The 14,071-nt window shown below is 39.7% G+C and carries 13 protein-coding genes; 3 read left to right on the top strand and 10 right to left on the bottom strand.

The genetic code is table 11. The annotated features are described in order from the left end of the window. Positions 1 to 57: 57 nt before the first annotated feature. Positions 58 to 558, bottom strand: a complete 501-nt coding sequence (gene irrA, locus V3564_RS00065; protein ID WP_455480846.1) for an iron response transcriptional regulator IrrA — start codon at positions 556 to 558, stop codon at positions 58 to 60. Between the two features lie 233 nt (positions 559 to 791). Here irrA and fabA point away from each other — a divergent pair, with 233 nt between their 5' ends. Genes fabA through fabI form a run of 3 tightly spaced genes read left to right on the top strand, consistent with a single transcriptional unit; the run spans position 792 to position 3,448 of the window. Beyond that, entirely contained in the window at positions 792 to 1,301 is a 510-nt protein-coding gene (gene fabA / locus V3564_RS00060) for a 3-hydroxyacyl-[acyl-carrier-protein] dehydratase FabA (RefSeq protein ID WP_455480845.1), read from the top strand. A 56-nt stretch (positions 1,302 to 1,357) separates the two neighbouring features. After that, complete coding sequence (gene fabB / locus V3564_RS00055) at positions 1,358 to 2,578, top strand: beta-ketoacyl-ACP synthase I (protein ID WP_455480844.1); 1,221 nt, start codon at positions 1,358 to 1,360, stop codon at positions 2,576 to 2,578. 48 nt (positions 2,579 to 2,626) lie between these two features. Next, entirely contained in the window at positions 2,627 to 3,448 is an 822-nt protein-coding gene (gene fabI / locus V3564_RS00050; protein WP_455480843.1) for an enoyl-ACP reductase FabI, read from the top strand. Between the two features lie 285 nt (positions 3,449 to 3,733). Here fabI and gpsA read toward each other — a convergent pair whose 3' ends face one another. From gpsA to dnaA, 9 genes are all read right to left on the bottom strand, one after another. Beyond that, a complete protein-coding gene (gene gpsA / locus V3564_RS00045) occupies positions 3,734 to 4,756 on the bottom strand; it encodes an NAD(P)H-dependent glycerol-3-phosphate dehydrogenase (protein ID WP_455480842.1) in 1,023 nt (340 codons plus the stop codon). Between the two features lie 435 nt (positions 4,757 to 5,191). Next, complete coding sequence (gene cyoD, locus V3564_RS00040; protein ID WP_455480841.1) at positions 5,192 to 5,674, bottom strand: cytochrome o ubiquinol oxidase subunit IV; 483 nt, start codon at positions 5,672 to 5,674, stop codon at positions 5,192 to 5,194. Then, positions 5,674 to 6,339, bottom strand: coding sequence for a cytochrome (ubi)quinol oxidase subunit III (locus V3564_RS00035; protein WP_455480840.1), 666 nt, complete (start codon positions 6,337 to 6,339; stop codon positions 5,674 to 5,676). Before V3564_RS00035 ends, cyoD begins: the two co-directional genes overlap by 1 nt. Continuing rightward, on the bottom strand, positions 6,336 to 8,354 hold the full coding sequence (gene cyoB, locus V3564_RS00030; protein ID WP_455480839.1) for a cytochrome o ubiquinol oxidase subunit I: 2,019 nt from the start codon (positions 8,352 to 8,354) through the stop codon (positions 6,336 to 6,338). Before cyoB ends, V3564_RS00035 begins: the two co-directional genes overlap by 4 nt. 76 nt (positions 8,355 to 8,430) lie before the next feature. Further along, positions 8,431 to 9,402 carry a ubiquinol oxidase subunit II gene (gene cyoA / locus V3564_RS00025; RefSeq protein WP_455481480.1) on the bottom strand — a complete coding sequence of 324 codons (972 nt, stop codon included), beginning with the start codon at positions 9,400 to 9,402 and terminating at the stop codon, positions 8,431 to 8,433. Between the two features lie 93 nt (positions 9,403 to 9,495). Next, a complete protein-coding gene (gene aroQ / locus V3564_RS00020; protein ID WP_455480838.1) occupies positions 9,496 to 9,978 on the bottom strand; it encodes a type II 3-dehydroquinate dehydratase in 483 nt (160 codons plus the stop codon). Positions 9,979 to 10,029: 51 nt separating this feature from the next. Further along, a complete protein-coding gene (recF, locus tag V3564_RS00015; protein ID WP_455480837.1) occupies positions 10,030 to 11,163 on the bottom strand; it encodes a DNA replication/repair protein RecF in 1,134 nt (377 codons plus the stop codon). A gap of 20 nt (positions 11,164 to 11,183) precedes the next feature. After that, positions 11,184 to 12,305 carry a DNA polymerase III subunit beta gene (dnaN, locus tag V3564_RS00010; protein ID WP_455480836.1) on the bottom strand — a complete coding sequence of 374 codons (1,122 nt, stop codon included), beginning with the start codon at positions 12,303 to 12,305 and terminating at the stop codon, positions 11,184 to 11,186. Positions 12,306 to 12,499: 194 nt separating this feature from the next. Then, the gene (dnaA, locus tag V3564_RS00005; RefSeq protein ID WP_455480835.1) at positions 12,500 to 14,071 is read right to left on the bottom strand and encodes a chromosomal replication initiator protein DnaA; all 1,572 of its coding nucleotides are present in this window, start codon (positions 14,069 to 14,071) and stop codon (positions 12,500 to 12,502) included.

Raw genomic sequence — 14,071 nt, 5'->3', positions numbered from 1 at the left:
ACTTCAAATTAATCAAGATTAACTCTTACTCTTTATTGAACTTTCTATGTCCTATAATCAGAGCAGTTTTTTTGGCTTTAACCGAATTATCAAATCAACATGCGAAATTTCCATACCCTCTGGTGGTTTAGGCAAATTCCCAACAATAGGAGCTTCTCCCAAATTGCAAGGAATATCAAGAATACGATTTTCGCCCTCTATATAAAAATGATAGTGATCAGACGTATTGGTATCAAACCAAGTTTTCGAACCTTCTACGGCAATAATCCGTAACAACCCCGCCTCCGTAAATTGATGAAGCGTATTATAAACAGTTGCTAAAGACACTGGCACACCCAATCTAATTGCCTCTTCATAAAGCTCTTCAGCAGCAATATGACGATTACCTTGAGAAAAAATCATATTAGCAAGTTCTAACCGTTGGCGTGTCGGCCGCAAACCATTTTGGCGCAAACATCTTTCTAATGTAGAAATGGCATAATAATTCGCAACCTTCCTAGAATCTTTCGTAGACTGTTGCTCTTCATTCAAATCTAAATTGTCTGCACTCACTGACATATTAAAAAACCACAACACATTTTTGTTCAAATAAGGTTAAAATACAAAAAATAGAAACGGTATGGTACAATTTTTTATCTCATTTTTAAATAACCTACCACGCAGGATACATAAAAAAGGGCTTTTGTCATTAAAAATGATATAAAATCATTTCCCTCTCCTGAAAATTTGCTCTAAAAGTAAGTTGGGGAAAAGCGCAAAAGTAAAGATATACGCAAATAAATGGAGTAACAATGGCCGAACAAAAGTCTCGCTACACTTATGAAGAGCTTCTAAGCTGCGCTCGCGGCGAAATATTTGGTAAGGGTAATGCACAATTACCTGCACCACCAATGTTGATGATTCATCGAATCACCAAAATTAGTGAAACTGGCGGTGAATACAATAAAGGAATGGTCCGTGCCGAATTTGATATTACTTCAGATCTATGGTTCTTTGATTGTCACTTTATAGGTGATCCGGTTATGCCAGGGTGTCTTGGTTTAGATGGTATGTGGCAATTAACAGGTTTTTTTCTCGGTTGGTTAGGTGAGCCAGGAAAAGGAAGAGCTATATCAATAGGTGAAGTAAAATTATCAGGTATGGTAACTCCGAAAACCCAACTTCTTGAATATGGAATAGATTTTAAACGTATCAGGCGTGGGAATTTGGTCTTGGGAATAGCTGATGGATGGGTAAAAGCAGATGGAGAAACCATCTATAAAGCTAGTGATTTACGTGTTGCTTTATTTAAAGAAGACTAAAATTATTTCCATTGAAAGAGACATTTTGTTATTCTGTATGAAACAAGGAGGTATGAATGCGTCGAGTTGTTATAACCGGAATGGGAATTATCTCCGCGATTGGGAATAGCCCTCAAACTGTTTTAACCAGTTTATATGAAGCAAAATCCGGAATTTCTTATGCACCCCAGTATGCCGAATTAGGTTTTCGTAGCAGAGTTTATGGCAAACCTGATGTTAATATAGAAGAGTTTGTTGATCGGCGTGCTTTGCGTTTTCATGGACGCGGAACTGCTTGGAATCATATCGCTATGGATCAAGCAATTGCTGATGCGGGTCTAGAAATTCATGAAGTATCAAATGAACGCACGGGTATTATTATGGGCTCTGGAGGTGCCTCAACTCAATCAATCGTTGAAGCCGCTGACATTACACGCCAAAAAGGTCCAAAGCGCGTTGGTCCTTTTGCTGTGCCTAAAGCAATGAGTTCTACAGCATCCGCAACGCTTGCAACTTTTTTTAAAATTAAAGGAGTGAACTATTCAATCTCTTCAGCCTGTGCTACCTCTAATCATTGTATTGGCAATGCTTATGAATTAATACAATACGGCAAGCAGGATCGTATCTTTGCCGGTGGCTGTGAAGATTTGGACTGGACATTATCTGTTTTATTCGACGCTATGGGCGCTATGTCCAGCAAATATAATGACGTACCAGAAAAAGCTTCACGTGCCTATGATGTCAATCGTGATGGATTTGTAATTGCTGGTGGGGCTGGTGTTTTGGTTCTTGAAGAGTTAGAGCTTGCTAAAGCACGTGGTGCAAAAATCCACGGGGAAATTGTTGGATATGGTGCTACATCCGATGGACATGATATGGTTGCTCCATCTGGCAAGGGAGCAGAACGATGTATGCGCATGGCACTTGCAACCGTAAATAACAAAATTGATTATATCAATCCTCATGCAACAGCAACACCTGTTGGTGATCCGCCCGAAATAGAAGCGATTCGCCGTATTTTTGGAGCAGGTGATCAATGCCCGCCAATTTCCGCCACCAAATCTCTAACTGGTCATTCTTTGGGAGCAGCAGGTGTTCAAGAAGCAATCTATACACTGTTAATGATGAATCATAATTTTATTTGCGAGAGCGCTCATATTGAAGAACTTGATCCAGCTTTTGCCGATATGCCAATCGTTCGTAAACGTCGTGATCATCAAAAACTTAATACTGTATTGTCAAATACATTTGGTTTTGGCGGTACCAATGCAACGCTCATTTTTCAACGCTATACATAAACAGGAATTCTTAGCTGGTTGAAGAAGCAAGGTCTTACGGAGAATAATATGAAAGGTTTGATGGAGGGCAAACGCGGCCTTATTATGGGGGTGGCAAATGACCATTCGATTGCATGGGGTATTGCATGTCAACTAGCAAAAGCAGGAGCTGAATTAGCATTTACCTATCAAGGAGATGCCTTCGGAAAACGGGTTCAACCATTAGCCGAAAAGCTCGGTTGCAAATTGTTGTTTGAATGTGACGTTGAAAAAATTGAAAATGTCGATCGCGTCTTTGAACATCTTGAAAAAGAATGGAAAACAATTGATTTCGTTGTTCACGCCATTGGTTTTTCAGATAAAACTCAACTAAAAGGACGTTACGTTGATGTTACAACACGCGAGAACTTTAAGCGCACAATGGTTATTTCAGCTTACTCCTTTACTGAAATTGCCCAACGTGCTGGTAAGCTTATGCCCAATGGAGGTACGCTTTTAACACTCACCTATGGAGCTTCACAGCAAGTTGTACCTAATTACAATATCATGGGTGTAGCTAAAGCTGCTTTAGAAGCTATGGTGCGCTATTTAGCAGCAGATTTTGGTCCCCAAAATATCCGAGTTAATGCAATTTCAGCAGGCCCTATTAGAACTTTAGCGGGTAATGGTATTGCGGCTGCGCGCGCAATTTTTTCGTATCAACGCCGTAATGCACCATTGCGTCGTACTGTAAATATCAACGAAATCGGAAAATCTGCTCTTTACCTACTTTCTGATTTATCATCCGGCGTTACTGGTGAAATTCATTATGTTGACTCAGGTTATAACATTATGTCCATGCCAACACTTGAAGAATTAAAACAAAGCGAAGAAACTCGAGGAGGAGGATAACCAACCGTAGTACTTTTTAAAATAGCAAAGTGATTGTTTCCATACCATTTTAGAAATACGTTGGGCGTTTTCTCTAGTGTATATAATGCTAATTGAAAAGAGTGGCTTATTTTCAAAGATATAACTTAAGCAACGATAAAGTTTTTCATATTTAAGTTATATTACATAAAAAACTAGCTCATTTAACTCTACAGTTCGCTAAAGTATTGGCACCTTTTTTAACGGTTAGCATAACCTATTTCAAAGTTTCGTTATATTATAACCATATCCATGTGTTGAAATAATTTAAAAGTATACTGTATCATGCATCTCATCCTTGAGTGCTCGACTCAACAATGTATTGGCTGCTTCAACTACGCTTTTGCCACAAAATAGAACTTGATAAATTTGCTCTGTAATTGGCATTTCTACTCCGATACGTTGTGCCAATGTATGCACATCTTTAGTATTTAAATAACCTTCAACAACTTGACCAACCTGTTTTTTTGCTTCTTCTGGATCCATTCCTTTGCCAAACAGCATTCCAAAACGGCGATTGCGCGATTGGTTATCAGTACATGTCAAAACCAAATCACCTAAACCTGTCATACCCATAAATGTGGAAAGCTCAGCGCCCATAGCAACGCCTAAACGACTGATTTCAGCTAATCCTCGTGTGATAAGAGCTATTCGAGCATTTGCTCCAAATCCCATGCCGTCTGATATTCCTGCACCAATAGCAATGACATTTTTGACTGCTCCACCTAATTGAACACCGATCATATCTTGATTTTTATAAACTCTAAAATTTTTGCTACAATGAAAAAGCTGCTGTAGTTCTTCACTAAACTCAGCATCAGAAGCTGCTACCGTAATTGCAGTAGGTAAACCTATAGCAAGTTCTTTAGCAAAAGTTGGCCCAGAAAGGACAGCTAAAGGAATTTTATCACCTAAAATTTCGCGGGCAACTTCTTGTAAAAGGCGTCCCGTACCATACTCTAAGCCTTTCGTTGCCCAAATAATACGTGAATGTTGATCCAAATAAGGCTGAATATTGCACAATACCTGATGAAATACACGGCTTGGAACAGCAATTAATATATTATGACTTGCCGTTATTGCAGTTCCAAGAGAAGCTTCAAGCGATAGACTTTCAGGAAATCGAATATCCGGTAAAAACGTTTGATTGCAACGATATTTCTGTAATTCTCTGATATGCTGAGGATTATGCCCCCAAAGCAAGACACGATGGCCGTTACGGGCAAGAGCAATGGCTAACGCAGTGCCAAAAGAACCGGCACCAATAACTGTCATCAAAACGGCTTTCATTAAGTTTTCTGATTATTTTCCAAATTTTTTGTTTTAACTGTACATCATTTTTGTAAATACCTTCAAGTAAGGTATATCTTTAATATAAATTCTCTGGATTTGAAAGCACTACTTCTTAGCAGCTCTTCTAACGCAACATAAAACTTTCTTAAAGGCCCTCATATTTTTTGTACAAAATTGTATAAATATCATTTTTGTACATTCTACAAAAGGCTGCTTCTCTCAAACAAAAATTAAGGTTTCACTGAATTATCCATGGCTTTTCTCGTTTAAAACAAAAGCACGTTCAAAATCATGATGCTCCCTAATGATTACTTCACCTACACCTTGTGTTAGCATCCACCTTATGTCCCTCAAACATTTTTGTGATCAACGCCTATTAAAAAAGCCAATGCAATTAGCACTGGCTCCATAGATATTTTTGATTCTTGAGAACTACTCTTCTACAGGAGCTTGCATACTTGGCAAATTCTCTGAGGACACATCGTCATCTGATAACTGTTCCACTGACCTTTGTGTATCTAATAATTGCTCCGACGTCGATACAGAGCTATCTACTTCTGATATTTCCGGCTCAATAACACGTCCTGAACCACCCATCATATTATAATTCAAATGAGAAATAGCCCACCAAGTACCCCCAATAATAATAAAAACGCAGATAGCTGCAAACCACAAGGCGCTTAAATTCCATTTGGCATCTGGACCAGAATTCAAGTGCAAAAAGAAAACAATTTGCACTATAATCTGAATAATACCCATCCCAATAAGATATACAACCTTTGTGCTAATTGCCCAGCTTTCCATCATCCCATACATCACAGGAATAAAAGAGCCCAAAGTGAAAAATACAGCCAGAATAAAACCAATTAAATAGGAAGCAGTACTAGGGCTATGTGTTTCGTTATGCATACTCATTACAATGCTCCTAACAGATAAACCATGGTAAAAACACAAACCCATACAATATCAAGCAAATGCCAGAAAATTGAAAGGCATGTCAAACGTGTCTTATTATCCTGATCCAAGCCACCACGACGGAGATGAAAAAACATCACTATCATCCAGAAAAGACCAACACTCACATGAAGACCATGGGTGCCAACCAAAGCAAAAAAAGCTGACCAATAAGCGGATAGAACCTCTCGTCCGAAAAGCTGTAGACCTGTTGCAGGATCAATACCTGCATAAGCACCAGGATCGTAATAGAAAACCTCGCTCAAAAGCTCATGAAATTCATAAACTTCCATTCCAACAAAGCAACATCCAAGTACAAAGGTAATGGTCATCCATAAACGCACACCACCGAGATTACCTTTATGTGTTTGTATCATTGCAAACCCATAAGTAATTGATGATAATAATAAAATAGCGGTTTCAACCAAAACAAACTTTAAATCAATAAACTCATTTCCAGCTTTGCCCGCACCATAAGAAGCAGAAAAAACAGCAAAACTTGAAAAAAGCGTTGAGAACAGGATCAAATCCGACAGAATATAGATCCAAAAACCAAATATCATTATCGAGCTACTGTCGTGGTGGTGCTCATCAATGTGAGCATTATCCATTGCCGTCGCACTCATACTGTTACTCCTTGTTCTTTAAGAACAGCTGTAAAAGCATCCTCTGTTTTTTGCACCTCTTCAGCTGAAATATAGTAACCATGATGGTCACCTGTTAATGAATGCCCTACAATTGTTGCAACAAAGCCAATCAATCCAATCGCAACAAGCCACCAAATATGCCAAACAAGAGCAAAACCAACAACTAACGAAAAGAACCCCGCAATAATTCCCGCCGACGTATTTGACGGCATATGAATTTTTACAAACCCACTTGTCGGACGCTGATAACCATTCTTCTTCATATTCCAATAAGCATCATCAGATTGCACCTCTGGAAGTATTGCAAAATTGTAAGAAGGAGGTGGTGAAGAGGTAAGCCACTCAAGTGTCCGTGCATCACCCCAAGAATCATTTAATGTTACTGGTAAGCATCCCTTATGCTTGATACCGTACCAAATCGCCAAGAGCACCTGCAGCACAAAACAAAGGATACCGAGCAAAATAATAAAAGCCCCCACCGCAGCAATTATAAACATCGGCTGCCAACTAGGTTCCGTGTAATGTTGGAGACGGCGCGTCGCACCCATTAAACCAAGCGCATAAACTGGGAAAAAAGCGAGGTAAAAACCAACAAACCAACACCAGAAAGATGCAATACCTAGTGCTCGATTCGGTTTATAACCAAAAGCCTTTGGAAACCAAAAAGCAAGACCAGCTAGATAAGCAAAAACGACACCTCCAATAATTGTATGGTGAAAATGAGCTATCAAAAAGAGCGAATTATGAAATTGCCAATCAGCAGGTACAATAGACAACAAAACACCCGTCAACCCACCACCAACGAATGTAAAGATCATCCCCATACACCAGAGCATTGGAGGTTCAAAGCGAATCCTACCTTTATACATTGTCAGCAACCAATTAAAGACTTTGACACCCGTTGGAACTGAGATGATCATCGTCGCAATACCAAAGAAGGTATTCACAGCCTCTCCTCCACCCATTGTAAAGAAATGATGTCCCCAAACAAGAAGCGAAAGAATCAAAATAACCAACATTGCCCATACCATTGAAGTATAACCAAAAAGACGTTTTGAAGAAAAAGTAGACACAACCTCAGAAACAATTCCAAAAGCAGGAACAACTAAAACATAAACTTCAGGATGACCAAAAATCCAAACATAGTTAATCCATACCATTGGATTCCCACCAGCAACATTGGTAAAGAAATTCATGTGCAAATAACGATCACACGCCAATAGTGCAAAAGCTACAGCTAAGACAGGGTAAATAACTAAAATAAGGATATTGCTAACAAAAGCACTCCAACAAAAGACTGGCATTCTCATCATTGTCATACCAGGAGCACGCATTTTAATAATGGTTGCAACAAAATTAATTGCACCCATCGTTGTCGCAATACCAGAAAGCTGAAGTGACCATAAATAATAATCTACCCCTGTATCTGGACTATTTTGCAACTCAGAAAAAGGTGGATACATCAACCAACCACCTCGGCCAAAATTACCAACACCTAGTGATATGTTAATCAGTATTGCTCCTGCAGCTGTAATCCAAAACCCCAGATTATTCGCAAATGGAAAAGCAACATCACGGGCGCCAATTTGAAGTGGTATAAGATAATTGAAAAGACCAAACAAAATCGGCGTAGCCATGAAAAAAATCATAATAGTGCCATGAGCCGAAAAAATCTGATCAAAATGCTCAGGCGGCAGATATCCCGCCGTTTCACTTCCAAGCGCCAAAGCCTGATGTGAACGCATCATAATCGCATCAGCAAAACCACGAACAAGCATGATAATGCCAAGAATGATGTACATAATGCCGATGCGTTTATGGTCAACTGTTGTAATCCAATTTTTCCATAGAACTCCCCACCATCCAAGTACTGTCAAAGCAAGAACAGCAATTAAGCCACCCACAACAATCGCAATACATGTGTACAAAACGATCGGTTCATGTGCAAGTGCATGAAAAGCACCAGCCGTAGGATCTGTAAGTCTTCCAAACATTTCTCAACCCATATCAAATGAATTTCAGTTTAAAAGAAACCTTATTTTTAAAAAGGATTCTTTCTCGATTGATACCCTAAATAACATCGGGATCAAAAACAGAACAAAGCGCTCCCCACAGTGTCTGAGCTGCAGCCCGCTTCATTAAGTCTTCATTACATACCGTATTTTCATCAACACACCGATTGACAATCCGATAGTAAAGCCGCTTTTCAACAGGTGCAAAATAACGTACTTCAGCATCTTTTTCTTTCGCAGCAACATCACTCATACGAGGCGCAATGGAAAGTTGACGATAAGATACACGATCAAGTGCTTTACCTTTTGCTCGAGCTTTATCAACCCAATTGTCAAAGTCCTGCGAAGATACAGAATGCCACTGAAACCGCATACCTGCAAAACCATCTCCACTGTAATTTGCCGATGCTCCTTTAAATATTCCTTGTTCATCAGCCATTAAATGCAATTTAGCATTCATCTGTGGCATAGCATAAAGAACAGTACCCAATTTTGGCACCCAAAAGGCATTCACAGAACTCTCTGACGTCAACTGCAGAAAAACCTGACGACCTTTAGGCGCATAAATCTCATTGATCGATGCAATATTGTATTCAGGATAAATAAATAGCCACTTCCAATCAAGAGCCACAACATCTACTTGCAACGGCTTTCCTTCACCAACAACATCCACTGGAAGCGAATTCTCCGGCTCAAGCTTATAAGTATAATAAGCTGTCAACGACCCCAAAACCATTACAATAACAATCGGAATGCCCCACATAAATGCTTCAATTTTATTGGAATGCCCCCAATCAGGTAAATACTCTGCTACTTTATTTGAAGCGCGATATTTGATAGCTAAAAACACCACGCTAACCATTACTGGAATTACAACACACAGCATAACGAGAACGCAAACAACAATTAAAACAAGCTGTTGACGCGCGACATATCCGCTTGGCTGAAGAACATCAATTTTACAACCCGATAAAAATAACAACACTCCTAAAATAACGAGCATTTTCATTTGTGTAAAAAAGTTTCTCATATCACCTGCCCCATCATAATCAGAAGTCATCATAAACAACAGATAACTTCTCATAAACATGCTTACCTATTTAAAAAGAATTATCAAGAAAATTCAAATATCAGCACCAACATTATACGATTGACACCCTCCTATACCAGACTTAAGCCGTCTAGCAAGATATTCAAGCGCAAACCGATACCCATCACTGCCACACCCCACAATAACCGCATCCGAACCTGTAGAAACGTAAGACTGATGACGAAAATCTTCACGCTGATAAATATTGGATAAGTGAACCTCTACTATAGGCCCTGTAAACATTTTTAATGCATCAAGAATTGCAACGGATGTATGGCTATAAGCAGCTGGATTAATAATCAATCCAGAACTCACCCCTATCGCTTCCTGTATCCACTCTACCAACTGCCCCTCACAGTTACTTTGATGAAAATGCAATACCATACCAAACTTTACTGCAGATTCCTTGCAAAATTGTTTAATATCTTCTAAAGTTTCGGTGCCATAAATTTTTGGCTCACGTCTACCAAGAAAATTTAAATTAGGACCATTTAAAACCGTTATAATTGTAGACATAGTAAGCCTCTTTTCTTGACCATCACCTTATAAAAAACTTGTAGCATATTTTTACTGCAATAAAGATCCATCCTTAATCTCAAAAAACTCCGCCCGTCCTTTTAAGGCATCAAATAAGATGCGATCTGTTCCTGTCATAAATGTTTGCCCACCTAAATCATCAAGAATATCAAATAACGCAGCACGCCGATAAGAATCAAGGTGAGCAGCCATTTCATCAAGAAGAAGAATGGGAGCCCTATCCGACATTATTCCTGTTAAACGCGCATGACACAAAACTAAACCTGTTAGCAGAGCCTTTTGTTCACCTGTTGAACAATATGTCGCAGCCATATTTTTATCAGCATAAAAAACCTGCAAATCTGTGCGATGCGGTCCTTCTAATGTCCGCCCAGCAGCACGATCTATTGCACGGTTATGCCGCAATCGATCACAAAATCTCTCTTCAACCTCAACCGCTGATATTTTACTAAGAGCTGTTTCTAAAAAACCATCAATTTGCAAAAAAGCCCGTGGAAACGGTATCTGAGATGGCATTTGTGCAAACATATCATTTAAAAGCCGAACCACATCGATACGCGCCGCAGCAATAGCCGTTGCTAGTTCAGCCATCTGCTTTTCTAAAGCATCAAACCAAGCATAATCTTCATTTCCATCCGAAAATAAACGATTACGTGCGCGCATAACTTTATCATAATCTGCTATGCGGCGACTATGCAAAGGATCAATAGCCAAAACCATACGATCCAAAAAACGACGACGCTCAAGCGCAGGACCTGTAAAAAGCCCGTCCATAGAAGGAACCAGAATACTGATATGACAGTAATCTGTTAGGCAATCACCTGTCTCATGCACACCATTAATATGTACTTTTCGACTGTTATCACCAATTTCTAAAGCTGTACCAATATTCACTTCACCATAAAGAGCACATTGAAGACGCGCAAATACAACAAATCCTTCACCTCTACCATCTGCGAAGCTAACATCAGAATAAGCCGCACGCCGTAAACCACGACCAGGAGAAAGAAAAGACAATGCCTCTAGAAGGTTCGTCTTACCAGCACCATTATGACCAGTAAACACTACATGCTGGCCTGAAAAATGAATATTAAAGGAAGAATAATTGCGATAACGCACAAGCTTTAGCTGCCTCACTGCCACTTTGTGCACACGACCAGCCACGCATTGCAAAACTCTCGTCCCTAAACACGAATAGGCATCAGCACATAAAGCACATCAGCATCATCATTATCACGAATCAGAACTGGTGCCACAGCATCAGCCAACATAAAAACCATCTCATTGCTCGAAAGTTGTCCAGCAATATCCAAAAGATAACGTGAATTAAACCCTATCTCAAGCGGATCAGATGTGTAAGTCACTGCTAATTGATCTTCTGCACTCCCGGAATCAGGATTGTTAACGACAAGCCTCAATTGCTCACGCTCAACCATTAACTTTACTGCACATCCACGATCATTCGAAATCGTTGAAACACGATCAACTGCAGCAGAAAAATCCTGCCTGCTGACAATCAATTTTTTATCATTTCCAACAGGAATAACACGTTTATAGTCTGGAAATGTTCCATCAATTAACTTTGATGTAAAAACAACAGAACCCACAGAAAAACGAATCTTTGTTTCTGAGATCTCTACACATACATCACCATCATTTTCTTCCGAAAGAAGCTTTTGTAACTCCCCTACAGCTTTACGGGGAATAATAACACCTGGCATACCATCAATGCCTGAAGGAGCCTCCATGTCAACTTGTGCTAAACGATGACCATCAGTAGCAACTAAACGCAGCTTAAGAACACCATCATTAATAACGTGAAAATAAATACCATTAAGATAATAACGGGTTTCTTCAGTCGAAATAGCAAATTGCGTACAATCAAGCAAATGCTTCAACCCTAATGCCGAAAGAGAAAAACGATGACCAAACTGCCCCGGAAACGATTCTGGAAAATCTGTCGTCGGAAGACACTGAAGTTGAAAGTTAGCACAACCGGAAACAATAGACATTGTACTTGCTTGCTTCACATCAACTGATAACACAACTTCACTGCCATCAGGAAGTTTTCGAACTATATCATACAGCAAATGCGCTGGAACAGTTATTGCTCCCGCTTGCTCAACATTAACTGCACAAACTTCCGCAACTTCTAAATCAAGATCCGTTGCTTTTAATTGCACACTACCATTATCTGCATCAATCAACACATTTGATAAAATGGGAATAGTATTACGACGCTCCACCACACGGTGAACACGGCCAAGAGATTTGAGAAATTGATTGCGATCAACTATAATACGCATAAAATCTCCGTTACAACTTACTAAAAACTATAGGAACTCTCTAGATTAAAAAAACCTATCCCCTTTAGAGAATCATCTGCTAAAGTTTATTCAACCTCTCTTAAAATGGCAAGTGACTACTGCATAAGCAAAAACACCTATCCTCATTAATTTCTCTGCGACACTTCATCTAAAAAGAGGAAAAATTATAAACACTATGCAGCCTGCTCTCCAATCAAGCGCTTAAGCAACTCAAGCTCTTTAGCCAATGTCTGATCACCACAAACCAAATCTTCAATTTTACGTACCGCATGTAAAACTGTTGTATGATCACGTCCACCAAAACGACGTCCAATTTCTGGCAACGAGCGAGGTGTCAACATTTTTGCTAAATACATCGCAACCTGTCGCGGCTTCACAACTGTACGTGTCCGACGATTAGACAACAAATCTTGTTTAGAAACATTATAATGGCGTGCAACTGTACGCTGAATTTCTTCGATCCGAATGCGCTTAGGTTCGCCGGAACGTATCAAGTGACCTAATAACTCATCAACCCGTTCTAAAGATAAATCAGACTCGAAAGACTGACGGAACAATAACTGATTAAATGCTCCTTCAATATCACGCCCTGACCCTAAAACCGTTCTAGCAATATACTCCAGAATATCATCAGAAATTGAGATCATACTGTCATCTTGTTGCGCCACCTTCAACCGTTGGCGCAGCATTTTCAAACGCATTTCACAATCTGGCGCTTCAATTTCAAGGGCCACCCCTCCCTGAAGACGAGACCGAACCCGAAGATCAAGTGATTCTAACTCTGCTGGTGGACGATCTGCGGCCACAACAACTTGTTTTGCACTATCAAGCAACATATTAAGCAAATGACAAAATTCGTGCTGTATCGACTTTCCTTGCAAAAATTGCATATCATCGATAATGAGAAGATCAATATCACGAAGCTGCTCTTTAAAAGAAAGAGCATCATTATCACGAATAGCTGTTGCAAAACGCCACATAAAATATTCAGCGGTCAAATAAATAACCCGCGCAGAAGTTAAACGCTTTAGCGCAGCCGCCGCAATAGCTTGAAGCAAATGTGTTTTCCCTAAACCAACAGATGCATGAATAAAAAGAGGATTAAATCTTAAGGCACTTTTATGCCCTTCTGCAATCGAACGCGCTGCAGCTAAAGCTACACGATTAGAAGCCCCCTCTACAAAACTTTCAAAAGTATAACGAGAATCAAGCGGCGAACCAAAAACACCTGCTTGAGCACTCTTTACTGAATGCTCTGTGTAATTCTCAACAAAAGACGGAGTCATCTGCTCTTCCAGAACAACAGGAGCCGCACTTGTTTTACAAACGACGCCTCCCGAAACACGTTTCATACCACGAACGATGACTTCAACGCGAAGAATCGCTGAATTCTCTTGTTTCCATAAATTTGTCAAAAGAGAGCCATAGTGATTATTAATCCATGAACGTAAAAACGCTGTAGGAACAGAAAGCTTTACAAGATTACGGCTATATTCAGCAAGCTTCACACGGCCAAACCAACTTGTATAAGCTTCGATACCAACCTGCGCCTTTAATTGCGCCATAACACGCGCGAAAGCCGCTACACCTTCCTCCTCTGAAATAATAGGATGCTCTACAGAAGCATTTCTACCAACTGACGCATCTACATCCGTCATCTTACTATTTATTATTTTCTCTGCCGACAGGATATTCACCGAAACCCTTTTAAAGGAATTAGCTTTAGAGTTCAATTTATCCACCAT

The sequence above is a fragment of the Bartonella sp. B12(2025) genome (assembly GCF_053795135.1).
The sequence above is the reverse complement of the archived record's forward strand: the minus strand, read 5'-3'. Positions and strand labels throughout refer to the sequence as shown.

Bases quoted from the DNA above. Each gene is read 5' to 3' on its own strand.
- irrA (WP_455480846.1), bottom strand. From the start codon at position 558: ATGTCAGTGAGTGCAGACAATTTAGATTTGAATGAAGAGCAACAGTCT.
- fabA (WP_455480845.1), top strand. From the start codon at position 792: ATGGCCGAACAAAAGTCTCGCTACACTTATGAAGAGCTTCTAAGCTGC.
- fabB (WP_455480844.1), top strand. From the start codon at position 1,358: ATGCGTCGAGTTGTTATAACCGGAATGGGAATTATCTCCGCGATTGGG.
- fabI (WP_455480843.1), top strand. From the start codon at position 2,627: ATGAAAGGTTTGATGGAGGGCAAACGCGGCCTTATTATGGGGGTGGCA.
- gpsA (WP_455480842.1), bottom strand. From the start codon at position 4,756: ATGAAAGCCGTTTTGATGACAGTTATTGGTGCCGGTTCTTTTGGCACT.
- cyoD (WP_455480841.1), bottom strand. From the start codon at position 5,674: ATGAGTATGCATAACGAAACACATAGCCCTAGTACTGCTTCCTATTTA.
- V3564_RS00035 (WP_455480840.1), bottom strand. From the start codon at position 6,339: ATGAGTGCGACGGCAATGGATAATGCTCACATTGATGAGCACCACCAC.
- cyoB (WP_455480839.1), bottom strand. From the start codon at position 8,354: ATGTTTGGAAGACTTACAGATCCTACGGCTGGTGCTTTTCATGCACTT.
- cyoA (WP_455481480.1), bottom strand. From the start codon at position 9,402: ATGAGAAACTTTTTTACACAAATGAAAATGCTCGTTATTTTAGGAGTG.
- aroQ (WP_455480838.1), bottom strand. From the start codon at position 9,978: ATGTCTACAATTATAACGGTTTTAAATGGTCCTAATTTAAATTTTCTT.
- dnaN (WP_455480836.1), bottom strand. From the start codon at position 12,305: ATGCGTATTATAGTTGATCGCAATCAATTTCTCAAATCTCTTGGCCGT.
- dnaA (WP_455480835.1), bottom strand. From the start codon at position 14,071: ATGGTGGATAAATTGAACTCTAAAGCTAATTCCTTTAAAAGGGTTTCG.